Raw genomic sequence first — 18,694 nt, 5'->3', positions numbered from 1 at the left:
CACTAGAGAGCCACCGATCCAGCAGCACTGGCTGGAGCATGCTCCGCCAGAAGCTTTCGATCGATCCATTCTCTGACTGTATCAATTTCATTGAATAAGTCATTCAGATTCTGTTCGTGAACAGTTAAAGACTCGTCACTGATCTGCTCTTCGAGATTTCCAGCCAATTGGGCCAATCGAGTCGCACCAACGTTAGCTGCGGCACCTTTCAAGGAGTGAGATAACGATTTGAGAGTTTTCGAATCTTCAGCAGCTAAAGCGAGTGCGAATTGTGCCTTATCGGCCAGTACCCGGGTGGCGAATTTTTGAAGAACTCTCAGGGCGAACTCGTGATCTCTCCGGCAGCGATTGACCAATTCCTGAAATTGCACCGCTTCGATCGATTGCTGATGAACATTAATGATGGCCTCTGGTATCGCAATGGAATCACTAGAGACTGAAGAAAGAATCGACTTCGTAATATTTTTTGCAGGTGAAATCGTTTCAATAGCCGTCACTACTTGTGGAATTGTTCCTACAGAGACCGGGGACAATTGTGTTACCAGATTCTTGTTGCTGGATAACTCAATATCAACTTTGTGTTCTTGCTGTGGAACCGGCTGATGAGTTGTCAGTATTTGCAACAACGTGTTACTCAATTGAGCATGGTCAATCGGCTTTGTGAGATAGCCATCCATGCCAGCCTGTCGGCAGCGATCGTTATCTCCCTGAATAGCGTTCGCCGTTAAAGCAACAATCGGAATATGCTCTCCGTTCTGAGCTTGTTTTTCGATTTCTCGAATCTTCCGTGTGGTTTCGAAGCCGTCGAGGGTCGGCATCTGGCAATCCATAAGTATCAGGTCATAAGTTTGCGATTTCAGTTTCTCCAGGACAATTGACCCATCAGCGGCTGTCTCTGTATCGAAGCCTAATGACCTGACCAGCTCGGTGGTCACAATCAGGTTGACCTCATTATCGTCGGCAATCAAAATTCTCGCAGAAGGTGTTTTGGTTTCTGATAGTGGCTGTTGTGCAGACAATTCACGAGCATTTTCTAAAGGAACGTAGTCGCGCAGTTTCTGCAACATCTCGAGCAGACGTCCTGCCCGGACAGGTTTATTGATCCACGCATCCCACGGAGGGATCCCATCCACTGCTGCATCACTGAAGTCGACACTGGTGAGCATGAGAATGCGCAGGGAATCCAGGTGTGCGTACTTGCGAATGCTGCCAGCGAGCATTTCACCATCAAAGCCTGGCATTTGCTTATCGATAATGGCAATCGAGAAAGCTGGACCTGTGGTGGCTGGTTTACTTAATAGCGATAATGCGGTCTCTGCCGAGAGGCATTTACTGACCCGGCAACCCCAGGCAACCAGATGTTCGCTGAGAATTTCGAGGTTAATTTCGTTATCATCGACCAGCAGAACACGCAGTCCGGCTAATGGCTCATGCTCTGGAGCGACTTTTGAAACCTCAGCAGAGGTTAACGGCAGGTCGACAGTAAATGTCGTACCGACACCGACGGCACTCTCTATCTGTATCGATCCCTGCATCAGGTCGGCCAACTGACGGCAGATCGATAGCCCCAACCCGGTACCGCCAAATCGACGAGATGTGGTGACATCTGCCTGGGTAAAGGGCTGGAAGAGTTTTTGTTGCTGAGCTGGCGAAATTCCGATCCCTGTATCTTTGACATGGATCTGCAAGCGATGCTCCCCAGTCGGGGATTGAGCCATCGAAACCTTGATGAGGACATAGCCGACAGAAGTAAACTTGAGAGCGTTACCGACAAGATTGACCAGGATCTGCCGCAACCGTTCTGGATCCCCTTCAATTCGTTGAGGGACATCGGGAGCAATATGGCAGGCCAGCTCGACTCCTTTACCTTCCGCACGATGGACAAACATCTCGGAGATATCTTCGACCAGTTGGTGCAGATCAAAATCAACAAGAGCCAGTTCCATACGACCGGCCTCGATTTTGGAGAGATCGAGAATATCGTTTATTAAACCCAGCAAGGTATCGGCCGATGAACGACAGATGGTCACGTAGCGTTTCTGGCGATCATCGAGCGAGGTGGCTTTAAGCAAGTCGAGCATGCCAATGACACCGTTGAGCGGAGTCCGGATTTCGTGACTCATCTTGGCGAGAAATTGGCTTTTAGCTTCGTTAGCAGCTTCAGCTTCGGCTTTTTCTGCTCGCCATTGTTCAGCTCGGCGAACCTCGGTGACATCCTCTACAGAGCCTTCATAGTATAAAATGCGACCAGCGGCATTCTTCACCGGATGAGCGTTTTCGGAGATCCAGATGGTACTGCCATCACGCCTGTAAACTTCCGAGACAAAACCTTTGACGGCCCCTTCCGTTTCAATCAGACGGCAGAACTCAGCCCGTCTTTGTGGATCGACATAAAGATCTTTCGAAATGTCGCCGATTGAGCCAATCAGATCGTTGGGGGAATCGTAGCCATAGATCTTGGCCAGAGCAGGATTCACATTCATGTAGATCCCGCTCGGCGAGGTTTGAAAGATCCCTTCGACGGCGTTTTCAAAGATACTGCGATATTTTTCTTCGGCCGATTTCAAGGCGTGGGTGGTTTCTTCGCGGGCACGAATTTCATCCGTCACGCGATCCAGCACGCGGTTGTATTCTGCAGCGATCTGGCCGACTTCGCTATGGGGCTCAACAAAGACATGCTGGCTGAAATCACCGCGGGTCCGATGATCGTTCATGGTACTCATTAGTTCGGCCAGGTCGTTGGAAGCCCCATGTTCGACAAAGTTCAATCCCACAATTTCGTCGCGGGCTCTGACGCGCAGAGGCATGACTTTATTAATCAGATAAATACAGACTCCACCGACACCAAATGCCCAGACAAACGCGACCCCGGAGCCCAGCAACTGCACACCAAACTGCTGCAGGCAACTCATGCCGTGCTGGAAACTTTGCTCAGGAGTAAAGAGTGGCCAGAAGACGGTTCCAAAGAGTCCACAGGCTGCGTGAACAGGAACTGCAGAGACGACATCGTCGATCTTGAAATCATCGAGTAAATAAGTAACTGCGACGGAGATGACACCGGCACCAACACCCAAGAGGACCGCTCCCCAAAAGGGAATAATGTGGCATGACGCGGTCACGGCCACGAGCCCGCCCAGTGCCCCATTGAGCGTCATTTCAACAATGGCACGTTTCTCGATCCACCAGGCCATAAAGAGAGCTGTTAAACAACTGGCAATCGCAGCCAGGTTGGTAGCGACCAGAATTCGAGGAACCTGTGAATTGAGTGCTAATGTGCTGCCGCCATTAAAGCCAAACCAGCCGACCCAGAGGAGCATGACACCGCAGGTTGCCAAAACGAGGTTATGTCCACGAATGCGAGGAGCTTTGGTATCAAAGCGTCCCAGTCTGGGGCCAATAATGATGACAGCAGCTAGAGAGAACCATCCGCCAATGGCGTGGACAACAGTCGAGCCTGCAAAATCGACAAAGCCCAGTTTTGCCAGCCAACCGGTGGGAGATCCTGTATCCGCCCCGCCCCATGCCCAGTGACCAAACAATGGATAGATCAATCCGGAAAGTACAACGGTGAGGACCAGATACCCGGCGAAGCGAATTCGCTCTGCGACGGCACCCGAAACAATCGTGGTCGATGTTCCGCAGAACATCATCTGGAACAGGAAAAATCCTAACGCGATGGCCGAGGCCGCTGTGGGGGTACTACCAATGGAGAAGAATTGCTCATCAGGCATGAAGCGAGAAGTGCCAATCCACCCATAGGCAGAGTGGCCGAACATGATGCCGTAGCCAAACAGCCAGAAGATCATGGCTGAAATGCAAAAGTCTGTGAGGTTTTTCAGCGCGACGTTAATGCTGTTCTTGGTGCGGGTCACACCCGCTTCCAGCAGGCAGAAACCACCCTGCATCATGAAGACGAGAATGGCGGCGCACATCACCCACAACAGCGAAACCGATTGAAACGCATCGAGCATGACACTTACCTGCACGGTGCCAGTCCGAAGAATTGGTGGTGTTGACCGCTGGAGTGCGACAGTGATCACACGTCCCGGGCTCACTTCGGATGATCGATCGGGACAATTGTGAACCTAGGTTGCGTTTTGGAAACATCCCGATGACGAATGCCACCTTCAAGAAATTTGAACGAAGTCGAATCGACGAGAGTATCGATTCTTCCAACTTTGACGGCAAAGAATAAGTGTTTTCCCTCGCTTTGGAAGAGTTCATTCCGACAGAAGACTGATCGTATGCCATGTGTCTCCAGGGAACCGGGAATGATGAAGCTTGCGAGTTGATCATCGACAGGTTGGACATTGGTCGTTTGTATCGATTGTAACGTGTCGACCGGTAATAACGATTTTAAGTATATAATTTATCTGAGATCATTGAAAACTTGAGCACTCTTAAAGGCTCCCGTCGAGAAACTCGCACTAGACTGAATGCAGTCGATTTGCATCAAGAGGTGAAAGAAAACAGCCGAAGCTTACGAGAATGCCAGATTTGAATCGTGGGGTATAAGTTTCAGGTCAACATTTCAGCCGGTTGTTGATACCTGCTAAGAATTGGTCTGGTGAAGAGTGATTCGACTCGATTGATGAATTGAAGGAATTCATAGGCATGCCTTGGGGATTATCGAAGCAAGAACTGTTCGCTAAGGCTCTGAGTTCCTCAGGGTGCGGGCCGATTCTGCGCCGTTGCCCTCTGTGGAATGGTGTCTTGATTCTGAATTACCATCGAGTTGGAGATGGTTCGAATTCTTTGCTGGATCGAGAGCTGTGGAGCGCTTCGATCGAAGATTTCGAATACCAGGTGAGGAGAGTGAGTCTCGACTTTGATGTGATTCGTCCCGAAGAACTGACAGATGCCTTCAGCCGTCGAGGTCGGCATGTCATGTTGACATTCGATGATGGATACATTGATAACTACGAATTTGCCTTTCCGATTCTGAAAGCCTACAACACGCCGTGCGTGTTCTTTGTGACAACCGGCTTTATCGATCACCATCTCGTCCCCTGGTGGGATGAGATTGCCTGGATGGTCAGGACATCACCGCGTAGTCATTTGCCGGCCAGCGAATGGTCTATGGAAACCATCACTTTTGATGAGCCGGATCGTCAGAAAGCTGTGAAGACATTGTTGAAGCGTTATAAAACGCTCAATGGGGGCCGGACGAAGCTCTTCATGAATTACCTGGGTGAAGCTTTAGGCACAGGCCGGGCTCCTGAGCTGATCGGTGAAAAGTTGTGGATGAACTGGGACCAGATTCGAGAAATGCAGCGTGGCGGGATGTCTTTTGGCGGACATACCACCACTCACCCGATCCTGGCGAACCTATCCCGCGATGAACAGAATTTCGAGATTGGCAACTGCCAGCAGCGATTGACCGAAGAGCTGGGTAAAGCGTGCCGATGGTTCAGCTTCCCGGTGGGCGGTCGAGGGAGTTTTAACAACGATACCCGTGAGCTGTTAGCCTATCACGGCTTCGACTGGTCGTTCACCTATTTTGGAGGTTACGGCACAGCATCTCGGGTCGATTCTTTAGCTGTGCCCCGCATGGCTGTTGAAACCAACGTGACACGCGACCTTTTCGACGCCATCCTGACGCTACCTCAATGCTTTCACCGCAGGTGAGAAGTTATTTCGCTGAGGATTTGGGGAGTACCCAGATATTCCGAAATCGTACCTGATCGCCATGATCCTGTAAGAAAATTGGGCCGGGTGTGGGTTTCACGGGGAGTGGTGCTGCCGTCGTCGCTTTTGGGACTTTGATGTCTTTATGAATCAATGTGCCATTGTGCCGAACGGTCACTTTGGCGTCTTCAAGCTTCTTGCCAGTTTCATCAAAGCGGGCGGCTGTAAAGTCCACATCGTAAGTCTGCCATTGCAGAGGCGGGAAGCACATGTTGACCGCCGGAGCACTGACGGTATAGATGCCGCCGCACTCGTTGTCTTTGCCTTCGAGGCCAAAAGAATCGAGAATCTGCACTTCGTAGCGGCCCTGCAGATACAAACCGCTATTGCTTCGGCCCTGCCCCAGCTTATCCGGCGCGTAAGAGAGCATGAATTCGAGGTGGAGTGAGAAGTCATCAAAAGTTGGTTCGCTGGTCGCCCCCTGCATCAGCCAGCCTTCGGGAGAGATTTTGCTGCCGGGGAACCGATTGGTCCCTTTTTCGTCAAAGAGGACAACAGCACCTTCGGGAGGCTGTGTTCCCAATGTCGGGCTTTTGCGAATGACTTTTTTGAGCTCGCCAATTTTGTTGCCGTCACTGTTCGTGACGGTGATGCCAGTGGCTGAGAGGATCCCAGCAAGTTCTTCTCCCTGAAACGTGACCTGTTCGCCGGTTCGCGACCCTTCCACTTCATGCTTGCGGGTGGAATCCCATCCTTCACCGGGCAGGCCCAGAGGATATCCGACGAGACGAAACTTCCCTTTTCCACGGGCGATCACCTGTGCTCCGACGGGAATTTTGCCTTCTTCGATGGTCACTTCGCCGCGATATTCTCCCTGAAGGGCAAAGTCGTCATCGACCTTGGTGACGTCGGTTTCACCGGCAGCGTGGCAGGAGGTGATCCCCACGGAATCCGTCGAAAAGCCAGTACCAGCAGCTAACAGCAGTGCCGTCGTGAGGAGATTCAGCCCTTGGGAACGGTGGAGCAGAAAGACGGTTTTCATAGCAGGTGAATCCTTGAGCTTGATCGCGACAATCCAGATCGAGTCTCAGCAAGTGGAACCTTGTTTGGATGAGATCTCGAAGATCATGCGGCACGAGTGATTTGAAAGCAAGATGCTGAATGGAACATCGCCAGGTGATGAAATCATGCGGCTGATTGAGCAATGTCAGCCGGCCCGATCTGCAAAAGCGTGGGTGTGAGTCGAGTTGCCGATTGGCAAGATCTTCGCTTCCCGTGTACTCTTTCGATAGATCTGGTCTGGAGTCCATCCGGCTGGGTCATGATGAATTCGCATTGAACGACATTACTTTGAGACTTCACGGGATTCCTGCGATGGTCGATTTTGGAACTCAGGAAGATAATAACCGCCGGAAAAAAATCGCCAATGAGTGGTGGAAAAAGGGGACGGAGGCGATGTCCCGGCAGAACTGGGACTTTGCCATCGAGATGTTTGGCAATGCCGTGCAATTCTTCCCTGAATTTATGAACTATCGTCAGGCCTTGCGGGGTGTCGAGGAGAAGAAATACGGCAACAACAAGACTGGCGCCCGGATGGTTTTCCTGAAGGTGAACAGTTTGCGGGGCCGGGTAAAGAAGGCTCGCACAGCCAAAGACTGGGCGGAGATGGATAAGGCCGCCGAAGAAGGCCTGGCGCTGAATCCCTGGGATGGGCAGTTCAATCATGATGTGGGTGAATGCTGCCGCGAACGAGGGTTTGAAGAGGTGGCCACCTGGGCTTATGAGAAGGCGGTTCAATCAGAACCCGAGAATAAGACTTTTCTGATCTCGCTGGCAGATATTTACGAGCAGCGTGGCAACTACCAGGGGGCGGTTGGTATCTATCAGCGATTGGCCAAGCTGGAGCCTTTGAATGGCTCGTATCGATCCAAGATTACGCAGTTGGGTGCCAGCCAGACGATTGATCGTGGTGGGTATGAAAAGGCAAAAGACACGCAGGAAATGAAGCGTGGTTACGAACATGATCGATTGGCGAAAGCGGAAGAAGCCGACGGGCCGGGGATGTCGGTCGAGGCGGATTTGCAAAGGCAGATTCGCAAAGAGCCCGAGAATATTGGCCACTATGTGAAGCTGGCCGAGTATTACCGCAAGGAAGGAAAGTTCTCTGAACAGGCAGAGATTTTGAAGAAGGGGTTGGAAGTTTCCAATGATCCCAATTTGCGAGAGCAATGGGAAGATGTCGAGATTCTTCTGACGAAGCGACAACTCGAACAGTTACGCGATGCTGCCGAAAAGGGGGATGCGAACGCCAAAGCCAAAGCGGCTGAAATTGCGAAAGAGTTGATTGCCCGGGAAGTGGATGTGTTCACACGTCGAATTGATCGGTATCCGGCTGATCTGAAGATCAAGTTCGAACTGGCAGAGCGATACTTCCGCCTGAAAAAGTACCCGCAGGCGATTCCGCTGTATCAGCAGGCGGCGAATGACCCTCGCCATGAGGCCACAGTACTGGTCAACCTCGGGAAATGTTTTCTTGCCGAGAGCCGAAATGATCTGGCTCGCCGACAGTTCGAAAAGGCCGTTACCAAACTGAACTTTCAGGATACGCCTGACCCTTACAAGGAGTGCCATTACATTCTGGCGCGACTTTACGAACAGTCGAAAGACAATACGAAAGCCGAGAACCATTACAACGAAGTGCTGGCTGTCGATTACAGCTATAAAGATACTCGTGAGCGGTTGGAGAAGATCCAGGGAGCAGCCGGATAGGCTTGTTGGAGAGGGCTGTGGTAGAGCATGTTGTGCAAAGCCGGCATGGCTTGGGATGAAGCTGGGATGTTGCCTTGTGTGTCAAATACAGATCTGGGATGCAAGTAGAGTGTCCAATATCTGAGTTTGATGCCTATAGAAGATGGTGCAATCCGTCGGAACTTCTTGCACCCTACCTGATGAAGTGCAGATGATCCTCAGATTGCCCTCTTTCACGATGACGTGGGCGAGGGTTTCTTCTACTGAGGTCAATCGAATTAAGTGGCGGGGGCCCAGTCTTTAATGTGCAGGTCGACATTTCTCTGGCCGCGGAATTCATTGATGATGGGCTGAAAGGCGAGGTGAATTGCCGAGTGTGCGGCGATCTCTTCAGCCCATTCTCCCTGCCCAAAAGCGACGGCCCGCAAGGTTTTATCGTGCTGCTTGAGCAGGAGCGATAAGTGGCGCCCTCCTTCACCCATAGTTTTCGGTGGTGCAGCCAGTTCCACACGAGTCGCGGCGAACATGGGGCGAGGGTTGGCACTGCCAAAAGGGGCCAGCAGATCGAGTTCTTCAATAGCCCGGGTGCTGATTTCCTGGAAGGTCACTTCGGCATCGATCGGCAAAGGGGCTGAACCTGGTTCGACCGAGTGATTCTGAGAAACAAAATCGACCAGCGACGCCCGGAATGTATCCAAATGCTTGCGGGACAACTTCATGCCGACTGCCGCATGGTGACCACCGAACGTAATAAGGTGCTCCCGGCAAGCGACCAGCCCTTCATGCAGATTAAATCCGGCGAATGAGCGGCCAGAGCCTTGCAGAATATCGGCTGAAGTCGAGGGGCCCAGGAGAATGGCAGGTCGTTGAAAACTTTCAGCCACTTTGCCAGCGACGATACCAATCACGCCGGCATGCCATTCGTCATGGGTGAGCACGAGTGCTTTTTCTTCGCTCCAGGCAGGGTGATCGTTGACGAGATCTTTGGCCTGCTTGAACATTTTTCGTTCGAGCGATTGTCGCTGCTTGTTGAGTTCATCGAGGTAGGCAGCCAGTTTCTGCGCTCGATCTTCGTTATCGGTCGTCAGGAGTTCGACAGCGAGGCGGGCTTGCCCTAAGCGGCCTGCAGCATTAATTCGTGGGCCCAGGGAAAAGCCAATATCATCTGCCGCGAGAGATGTTTTTTCGTGAAGCCCAGCCGCTTTGATGAGTGCCTTCAGACCAATGGAGGATTTCTCGCCGATGGTGGAAAGGCCATAGTGAACGAGAACACGGTTTTCTCCCGTTAAGGGAACGACGTCGGCAACGGTACCGATGGCTGCCAGGCCAATGGCACTTAAGAGAAACTCTTTCATGCGGGGAGAAGCCTTTTTGCCATCCCCTAATCGAGCACAGACAGCCCAGGCGAGTTTGAAGGCGACGCCGGCACCGCAAAGCTCGCCGAATGGGTAGCTGCTACCGGGCAGACGAGGGTGGACGAGAATCGTTTCTTCCGGGAAATTTTCGGCAAACTGGTGATGATCAGTAATGATCAGTTCGAGGCCGAGTTCGCGGGCGCGTCTGGCTTCGATAAGACTGGTAATGCCACAATCAACACTGACGACGAGCTGGGATGGATCCTGGGCTGCGAGAGTTTCGATGGCCGTGCTGTTGAGCCCGTAACCTTCTTCGAGACGGGCTGGAATATAGTATTCGGAGCGACCACCCGCGAGGCGGATACAATGCCATAAGAGGCTGGTGGCAGTGACACCATCGACATCGTAATCGCCGTATATCGTGATGAGTCGCTGATGTTTAATGGCTTCAACGATGCGGTCGGCGGCTTGACTGATGCCGGGCAATTGTTCGGGATCGTGAAGTTCGCTGAGTTTGCGGGAGAAGAACTTCAAACCCATTTCGCGGGTATGAATCTTACGGGCGACAAGGACGCGAGCCAGGAGTGGGCTGATCTGCAGTTCTGCGGCCAGCCTGCGAATGGATTCTTGATCGACATGTGCATATTGCCAGACCCGCCGCTCTGTCGAGACCATACACTTATTACTCCATGCTCAAAGTGACGGGATTGTCACCCCGCAGAGCGTACCACGATGAGTGTGAAATCCAAATGGAGCCAGAGCGGCTTTGACTGGTAGCGACTGTGGAGAGCCATGGGGGATGCACGACGCTCCCCTCGATGCGAGTGAAGTCCGGGACGATTACTCGGGAAGATCCCGAGTGGGGCGTGGACGATTGGCCCAGTGTCCTGAGGGATCGCTGCCACTGACGATGACTCCTTTCTGATTCCAGTCGAGAGCCGCACGGACTTCTGCAGCGGCATAGCGAAGAGTTAATCCGCAACGGCGACGCGAGGAATTGTTGGCTTCGGAACCATGGAGCAAAAGATCAGAGTGAATCGAAATCTGCCCTGCTGCCAGCGAGTCGATGACTTCGTGGCCATATTGCCAGGGGTTTTCGATCGTCTGGTTGAGAACGTTATGTTCGGCAGGATTACTATCGCGGAAGGTCATATGCCCGTATTGATGCGAGCCTGCGATAAAACGCATGCAGCCATTCTCGATGTCAGCATCGTCGATGGCGAGCCAGGCAGTCACATTGCGAGAAGGGCTCAGTGGCCAATAGCTGGCATCCTGATGCCAGGCGACCGCTTTACCGTCTCCAGGCATTTTGCAGAAGAAATGCGAGCCCCAGGCGACGACATTTTCACCCAGCAGATCTTTAACAATGGCGACAATGCGGGAATTCGTCAGCAGATCCCAACAGAATCCATACTTGAGATGTGCTGAACTGATGGAATAACTGTCAGCCCCCGTCGCCAGTGTGCGAGAAAGTAATTCATCGAATTGCTGACGGATCGAGGCGATTTCCGCAGGGGAAAAGATCGTCAGATCCTTGATGTATCCGTCACGGTTAAACTGCTCAACCTGTTCTTGAGAAAGGACTTGTGGGTGTGCATTTGTGGTGGGGTAGAAGCGCAGATCGCGTTCGATCTGCTGCAGTTGTGATGAATCTGGCACGGCCTGAAATTGATCTTTGAGCAATTGTGTTCCCCTGACTAGAACGTGTACGCGTGCATATTCGTATCGTACTTTGTTGATGGGATTGGACACGTTCCGAAAGCCATTTTCCAGTACAAAACCGATGACCTGACCTGCGGTCGAGGATTTTTTCTGCTGGCAGATGAACCTTAAGTCAGGAGTGTTGCTACAGTTCGTGCCAGCGGGGATGATGTTTGGAAAAGCTGGAATTCATGGCGGCAGGAATTCGTCATGACAAAGATTGCATTATTTGAATTCGATTTTCGGGCCAGGAATTAATGACCGAATCGTTGATGACTCAGCAGCATGAGTTTGAAGCATTCTGCAAATCCATCCGTCAAGCGGGGATTGTGGGGTTCGATACGGAGTTTATTTCGGAGTTTACCTGGCGCCCCGAATTGTGCCTTCTGCAGCTGGCGACGCCTGATCGAGCAGTTCTGGTCGATCCGTTTGAAGTGCGTGATCTTGCTCCCTGGTGGGAGATTATGCTGGATCCCGACGTCGTGGTGGTGGCGCACGGTGGTCGAGAAGAGGCGCGGTTCTGTGTCACCAACACGGGACAGGCTCCGGTCAACTTTAAAGATGTGCAGATTGCGGAAGGATTTCGAGGTCGGAGTTTTCCTTTGGGTTACGACGCGCTGGTGAAGCGTGTTCTAGGTCATAAATCCCACGGGAAAGAAACACGTTCCGACTGGCGCCGAAGACCATTGACGAAATCGCAGGTGCATTATGCGCTCGAAGATGTTCAGCACATCCTGCCCATCTGGGCCAAGCAATCGGCCGATTTGAAGAAGAAAAATCGACTGGCCTGGGTTGAAGATGAATTCACGCGGCTGGTTCGCGATGTGGTACTGGAACGAGCTGATGAGGCGTGGTTAAAGCTACCCGGGCTGCACAAGTTGAATTCCCGCGAACTGGCTGTCGCCAAGAATGTTTTCTGGTGGCGGGAGCATGAAGCCGAGGCGCGAGATAAGCCTGCACGACGCATCTTGCGGGATGACCTGTTGATTGAGCTGGCTCGACGTCAGCCAGCTAATATTGATGAACTGGTCGCGACCCGGGATATGAATCGCACGGAGTATCGCAAGGCGGCTGCAGAGATTCTCGCAGCGATTGATACCGCCCTGGCGCTCCCTGAAGATCAGTTGCCTTCGAGGCCCCCGGAGCCGGAGGACGATCAGTCGCATGATGAGCAATTGCTGGGTCAGCTCCTTGGGATTGCGCTGGCCAACCGCTGTGCTGAAATGAACGTGGCGATGTCGATTGTGGGGAAGACGGCTGACCTGAGGCATCTGGTGAGGTGGCATGTCTTTGGGGACAAGCGGCATGGAACACCCCGGCTGATGCAGGGCTGGAGAGCCGAAGTATGCGGCGACCTGCTCAGTAATGTCCTCGATGGCAAAATCTCGTTGCGAGTGGCCGACCCGCAATCGGATCATCCGCTGGTGTTCGAGTATCGCAGTGATGAAGGGATTGTCGAGAAAACCTCGCGACTGGGACCAGCGAAGCGGCCTGTGAGACCATCTCGCCGGAAGCCTAAATCTTCGTGATTTGTGAGTAGAGTTGTCGTGTGTATCGACGTCTTTGGATTTACTGGCACAGCTTCAGCAGTAGGTGCTGCCGACAAGAATAGTTGATTAACTGGTTAGCGCGATAACCTTTCGATCTGCCATTCGAGCAAAAACCTCAGTTGACTCAATACTCGGAAATGCGGATATTTTCAGAAGACTGAATATTTAGATAGCCTCGTGCAGTAAGGCAGGTTGTTCGAAGTGAGCGGGAAAGTTGCCAGTTTGATTGCACTCGTACCGATGCTGTTTCACAGCATTTTCGGGTGCTGCTGGCATCATGTGCATATCCTGCCGGGAGCTGCCCAGGTCACTGTTGCAGTGGCTGATGAAGCCTTGGTTCGCACCCCCGCCAGACGTTCTTGCTGTGGTCATACTCACGGCGGGTCTAAGCAAGTTCCCGAAGAAGTTACTTTGGCTGGGCAGGCTGCTGGTGACCCGCAGTCCTCAGAGCACCCTCCCTGTGAAGAGGAGGATTGTGCTGTTGATCTGGGGGTGGTGATTGCCAGCCACTCAGAGAAAATCAGCTTTGAAGCGCCGGATTTTTTCCCTTCATCCATTAACGAGTTGCGATTGATCGACCAACTCCAGGGGAACGTCTGGTGCGGCGTGATTGAAAGGTCGCTGCCCGTTTCTGCGCGCGAGCGATGCGCCATCACTCAGGTCTGGCGCGTTTAAGCCATGACAACCTGCTTGTGAGCAAGCGGCTATCTCTTTGGGCGACCTGCTGTTGCCATTTGCCGGTTTTTGTTTCACCGAAGCGTGGGTGCGACGTCTGATCGATCTCCATGCTTCTTGCTCAACGTTTTCTCAGCTTGACGCTCAAAGTCTACGCGGGCTGTCTATCCCGAAAAGGGAAACTTATGAATCTTTCCAGCTGGTTCCGTAAATGCTCGTGGGAATGGATCTGGTGGTCTGGAGCCATTGTACTTCTGGCTTTGGGAGGCATCACAGCCACTTACTGGTGGCCCCATGCACAGACCTGGGTTCGCCATACGATCTCTGCGCAGAAAAGGGTCAATGCTGCGGATGACCATCCTCACGGTGAGGGTACTGATGCAGCAGGTCATGACCATGGTGATCATGCCCATGCACATGATGATGCAAATTCACTGGAGCTTTCGCAGCAGGCGATGGGAAATATCGGGCTGACCAAAGAGTCTCTCAAACCGATTCAGTTGGAGACATTTGTCCGCTCGATCACAGTGCCGGCGATTGTCGTAGAACGCCCTGGTAGAACGCGAATTCAAGTCTCGACACCGATGGCGGGTGTCATTACCCATGTCCATGCGGTTCAGGGTGAAGCAATCACTCCGGGAACATTGCTGTTTGAGCTTCGAATCACGGCTGATGAACTCGTCGCGACCCAGACGGAAATTTTCAAAACGATTGGTGATCTCGATGTTGAACAGCGGGAGATCGCCCGATTGGAAGAAGTGACCAGATCGGGCGCGATTCCTCAGCGAACCATGCTGGAGCGGCAATATGCCAAAGAGAAGCTGGAAGTGCTGCTGGCTGCGCAGAAAGAAGCCTTAAGGCTGCAAGGACTATCTGACCGTCAGATTCAGGACATTATCGAACACCGGCGACTCCTGAGAGACCTGCAGATCCGGGTGCCCTCTCCGGATCGACATGCTGAAGATGAGATCGAACTGACTGATAACAGCATTGCGCAGGTTCGTTTCCGTGAGAGTGATCACGATTCCCATCCAGCGGGTGAACCGCATCTTCGCCGTGATGGGCATGCGGCGGGGCAGGCAGAGAAAACGGCTCTCATTCTTCAGGAAGTCCTGGTCAGCAAAGGGGAGCGTGTTCAGGCGGGAGAGACTCTGGCGGTGCTATCGGATATGTCGGAATTGTATATCGAAGGACGGGCCTTCGAGCAGGATGCTCCACTCCTGGCGACGGCAGCCGCCAATCATTGGAAAGTGACGGCTGTGTTTGAGCGGGCCGGGAAGCCAGCCGATCAATTACCAGGGCTGGAATTGCTCTATGCAGCCAGTGATATCAACGTGCAGTCGCGAAGTCTTCCGTTTTATGTTCGCTTGCCGAATGAACTCACCCGCTCAGTTCCCTCTCCGAACGGACTGCGTTTCAACGAGTGGAAATATCGACCAGGCCAACGCTTGCAGCTCCGGGTTCCTGTCGAGGAGTGGCGTGAGCAGATTGTGCTACCTGTCGATGCGATTGCCCAGGAAGGCGCTGAAGCATTTGTCTTCCAGCAGAACGGGAAACATTTTGAACGTGTTCCTGTGCATGTGATTTATCGCGATCAGTCGTTTGCCGTGATCAAGAATGATGGTTCGGTCTTTCCGGGAGATGTTGTCGCGCTACGTGGTGCGCATCAATTGCAGATGGCCCTCAAGAACAAGTCCGGTGGCGGCGTTGATCCGCATGCCGGGCACAGTCATTGATCGAGAGGTTCGTCTTGCTCAACGCGATGATTCGATTTGCACTGCGGCAGCAGATGATTGTGATGGTTGTGGCTGTATTCCTGATGGGATACGGAACGTGGCAGGCCTGGCAGGCAACGATTGATGTCTTCCCGGATTTGAATCGACCGCGGGTGGTCATTATGACCGAAGCTCCGGGTCTGGCTCCGGAAGAGGTCGAAACGCTCGTTACGTTTCCGATCGAAACGGCCATCAATGGTGCCAATGGCGTTCAGGCGGTACGCAGTTCATCAGGGATCGGGATTTCGGTCATCTATGTCGAATTCGACTGGGGGACAGATATCTATACCGACCGTCAGATTGTCATGGAACGATTGCAACTGGTGCAGGACCGTATGCCTGCGGGAGTCGTGCCCACTCTGGCACCGATTTCTTCCATCATGGGACAGATCCTCATGCTGGGGATGTGGAGCGAAGATGGCAAAACCAATCCTGTCGAACTGCGAACGCTGGCCGACTGGGTGGTGCGTCAGCGTCTGTTAACTGTCCCGGGAGTTTCGCAAGTCTTCACGATGGGTGGTGGCAGGAAGCAGTTTCAAGTGCTGGTCGATCCCGACGCACTGCTGCAATACGGAGTGACATTACAACAGGTCAAACAGGCAGTTGTTGACAGTAATCAAAATGCGACGGGGGGTTATCTCGACCAGCAGGGGCCCAATGAATTGCTAGTGCGAGCGCTGGGGCGGATTCAATCACTCGAGGATCTGCAAAAGGTGGTGGTCACGGTACGCGATGGCCGGCCGGTGGCTTTAGCGCAAGTTGCCCAGGTGATGGAAGGGCCGCAAGTCAAGCGGGGGGACAGCAGTGTCTTTGTGCGTCTGAAAGATGAATTGGCTACGACCACTCCCGATGAATCTGCTGCAAAAGCAGAGCAGTTCAAATTTTCCGGAGGGCCGGCAGTCATCCTGACCATCAATAAACAACCGGGCGCAGATACTCGCCTCATTACAGAAAACATTCTTAAGGCTGTCGAAGAACTCAAAGCGGGATTGCCCTCTGATATTCGTATTCAGCCGACCTATTCACAAAAGGATTTTATCGACCGAGCGATCGAGAATGTGATGGAAGCCCTGCGCGACGGGGGCATTCTAGTCGTCATCATTCTGTTCCTCTTTCTGATGAATTTCCGCACGACCTTCATCACATTTACCGCAATCCCCTTATCACTCGCCTTGACGGCAGTGGTCTTTTCGATTTTTGGCTTATCGATCAACACGATGACGCTGGGAGGATTGGCAATTGCCATTGGTGAACTCGTCGACGATGCGATTGTCGATGTCGAGAATATCTTCCGCCGGTTGAAAGAGAATCGGCAGGCAGCGCATCCCAAGCCGGCATTGCTGGTGGTTTATCAGGCCAGCACAGAAGTTCGCAACTCGGTCGTGTTCGCGACGATCATTGTCTGCCTGGTGTTTGTGCCGCTGTTTGCTCTCACGGGGATGGAAGGGAAGCTGTTTACGCCCCTGGGTGTGGCGTACATCGTGTCGATTATGGCATCGCTACTGGTTTCCCTAACTGTGACCCCCGTGCTCTCTTACTGGCTGTTAGGGAATGCCCGATTGATGGAACACGGGCAGGACAGTTTTGTATTGAGAGGTCTCAAATGCGTCGCCGAGAAGATCATTCGCTTCAGTCTGACATTTCCACGGCTGAACCTCACGGTGACGATGGTCATGGTGGTGATTGCCGGAGTCTTTGTGGCTCATCTGGAGAAGGATTTTCTGCCTCCATTTAACGAAGGGACCATTCAGCTCAATGTGGTCTTGCCGCCGGGAACTTCGCTGGCGACCTCGAACGAGATCAATCGTAAAGTTGAAGAGCGATTACAGGCGGTCGCAGAGATTGACTCTTTTGCCCGCCGCACTGGGCGAGCTGAACTCGATGAACATGCCGAGGGCGTCAACATGAGTGAATATCTCATAGAACTCGACCCTCAATCATCACGCAGTCGGGAAGAATCGCTCAACGAAATTCGCGAAGCGATGGCGGATATTCCGGGAATTGTGACCGCCGTGGAGCAGCCGATTGCTCATCTGATATCGCACATGATCTCGGGAGTGAAGGCCCAGGTTGGTATCAAAATTTATGGTGACGATCTCGATGTGCTGCGGCGTAAGGCCGAAGAGATGCTCTCAGTCATGAAAGGGATTCCCGGAGTGAAAGATCCACTCCTTGAACCACAAGTGATGATCCCTCAATTGAGGATCGAGGTGGATCGCGACAAATTGCTGCTCAACGGGCTCTCTGTGAGTGAGATCAATGAATTCATAGCGACAGCGATGAATGGAGAAGTGGTCTCTGAGGTGCTGATGGGGCAGCGTCAATTCGATCTACTTGTCCGTTTGAATGACGGTGCCAGAGAGAATCTGGAAGCACTGAAAAGGCTGACCATTGATCTGCCTGAAGGTGGACAGGTGCCTTTGGAAGCGGTGGCGAAGATCTATCAATCAGGCGGGCCCAATACGGTGAACCGAGAAAATGTGCGCCGCAGGGTTGTCTTACAATGCAATGTCTCTGAGCGGGGCGTCGTCGATGTGGTGCAGGACATTCAAAAGAAAATCGAACCAGTGATCGCCAGCCTCCCGGAAGGCTATTTCGTGGAGTACAGCGGGCAGTTTGAGAGTCAGCAGTCGGCCAGTCGGATGATTGCTCTCCTCTTTGGTATTTCGCTGATGGGAGTCTTTCTAGCGCTCTATTCGATGTTTCGCTCTGTCAATTTATCACTCCAGGTGATGACGGCTTTACCCATGGCATTTATCGGTTCAGTGGTGGCACTAGTGATGACCGGGCAGACACTGACAATCGCTGCCATGGTGGGCTTTATCTCGCTGACAGGGATTGCTTCACGAAATGGAATTCTACTGCTGAATCATTATCTCCATCTCGTCCGTTATGAGGGTGAAGGCTGGACGAAAGAGATGATTGTGCGTGCCGGTCTCGAGCGGCTGGCACCTGTGTTGATGACGGCACTGACGGCGGGAATTGGCCTGGTGCCATTGGTGCTGGCAGCCGATGAACCGGGGAAAGAAATCCTTTATCCGGTCGCGACAGTGATCCTGGGAGGGGTCATCAGTTCGACGATGCTCGACTTCTTTGTCCACCCGGCTTTGTTCTGGCTGTTTGGCTTGAGATCGGCTGCACGGGTCGTCAGTCAGACAGATACAGAGATCCCTTTAATAGAACATGACGAGTTGGCAACTTTTCACGTTAAGGAAGACTCTGTCATTTCAGGATCATCAGTGGATGACAGATAGCCACGGCT

10 protein-coding genes are annotated in these 18,694 nt (G+C 52.6%); 6 read left to right on the top strand and 4 right to left on the bottom strand.

Features of this window, described 5'->3' with window-relative positions; genetic code table 11:
• Positions 1-2 precede the first annotated feature (2 nt).
• Positions 3-4,055: an ammonium transporter gene (gene amt / locus PLIM_RS22355; RefSeq protein ID WP_148226961.1), complete on the bottom strand. Its 4,053-nt coding sequence runs from the start codon at positions 4,053-4,055 to the stop codon at positions 3-5.
• A gap of 559 nt (positions 4,056-4,614) precedes the next feature.
• Here amt and PLIM_RS03610 point away from each other — a divergent pair.
• Entirely contained in the window at positions 4,615-5,628 is a 1,014-nt protein-coding gene (locus PLIM_RS03610; RefSeq protein WP_013108955.1) for a polysaccharide deacetylase family protein, read from the top strand.
• 4 nt (positions 5,629-5,632) lie between these two features.
• Here the strand turns inward: PLIM_RS03610 and PLIM_RS03605 are convergent, their stop codons facing one another.
• The gene (locus PLIM_RS03605; protein ID WP_013108954.1) at positions 5,633-6,670 is read right to left on the bottom strand and encodes a 3-keto-disaccharide hydrolase; all 1,038 of its coding nucleotides are present in this window, start codon (positions 6,668-6,670) and stop codon (positions 5,633-5,635) included.
• A gap of 233 nt (positions 6,671-6,903) precedes the next feature.
• Here PLIM_RS03605 and PLIM_RS03600 point away from each other — a divergent pair, with 233 nt between their 5' ends.
• Positions 6,904-8,397 (top strand): tetratricopeptide repeat protein, encoded by a 1,494-nt coding sequence (locus tag PLIM_RS03600; RefSeq protein ID WP_230849387.1) that lies wholly within the window; start codon positions 6,904-6,906, stop codon positions 8,395-8,397.
• A gap of 257 nt (positions 8,398-8,654) precedes the next feature.
• Here the strand turns inward: PLIM_RS03600 and recJ are convergent, their stop codons facing one another.
• Both recJ and PLIM_RS03590 read right to left on the bottom strand, forming a co-directional pair.
• Positions 8,655-10,406, bottom strand: a complete 1,752-nt coding sequence (gene recJ, locus PLIM_RS03595) for a single-stranded-DNA-specific exonuclease RecJ (protein WP_013108952.1) — start codon at positions 10,404-10,406, stop codon at positions 8,655-8,657.
• 165 nt (positions 10,407-10,571) lie between these two features.
• On the bottom strand, positions 10,572-11,414 hold the full coding sequence (locus tag PLIM_RS03590; RefSeq protein WP_013108951.1) for a phytanoyl-CoA dioxygenase family protein: 843 nt from the start codon (positions 11,412-11,414) through the stop codon (positions 10,572-10,574).
• A gap of 275 nt (positions 11,415-11,689) precedes the next feature.
• On the opposite strand from PLIM_RS03590, the gene PLIM_RS03585 reads away from it, so the two are divergent.
• From PLIM_RS03585 to PLIM_RS03570, 4 genes are all read left to right on the top strand, one after another.
• Positions 11,690-12,961: a ribonuclease D gene (locus PLIM_RS03585; RefSeq protein WP_013108950.1), complete on the top strand. Its 1,272-nt coding sequence runs from the start codon at positions 11,690-11,692 to the stop codon at positions 12,959-12,961.
• 222 nt (positions 12,962-13,183) lie between these two features.
• Positions 13,184-13,657, top strand: coding sequence for a hypothetical protein (locus PLIM_RS03580; protein ID WP_013108949.1), 474 nt, complete (start codon positions 13,184-13,186; stop codon positions 13,655-13,657).
• Between the two features lie 185 nt (positions 13,658-13,842).
• Positions 13,843-15,393, top strand: coding sequence for an efflux RND transporter periplasmic adaptor subunit (locus PLIM_RS03575; RefSeq protein ID WP_013108948.1), 1,551 nt, complete (start codon positions 13,843-13,845; stop codon positions 15,391-15,393).
• A gap of 14 nt (positions 15,394-15,407) precedes the next feature.
• Positions 15,408-18,686 (top strand): efflux RND transporter permease subunit, encoded by a 3,279-nt coding sequence (locus tag PLIM_RS03570; protein ID WP_013108947.1) that lies wholly within the window; start codon positions 15,408-15,410, stop codon positions 18,684-18,686.
• The last annotated feature ends 8 nt before the right edge of the window (positions 18,687-18,694 follow it).

The sequence above is a fragment of the Planctopirus limnophila DSM 3776 genome (genome assembly GCF_000092105.1).
Classification (GTDB): domain Bacteria; phylum Planctomycetota; class Planctomycetia; order Planctomycetales; family Planctomycetaceae; genus Planctopirus; species Planctopirus limnophila.
Note: the sequence above shows the minus strand (reverse complement) of the source record. Positions and strands in the feature narration are given on the sequence as shown.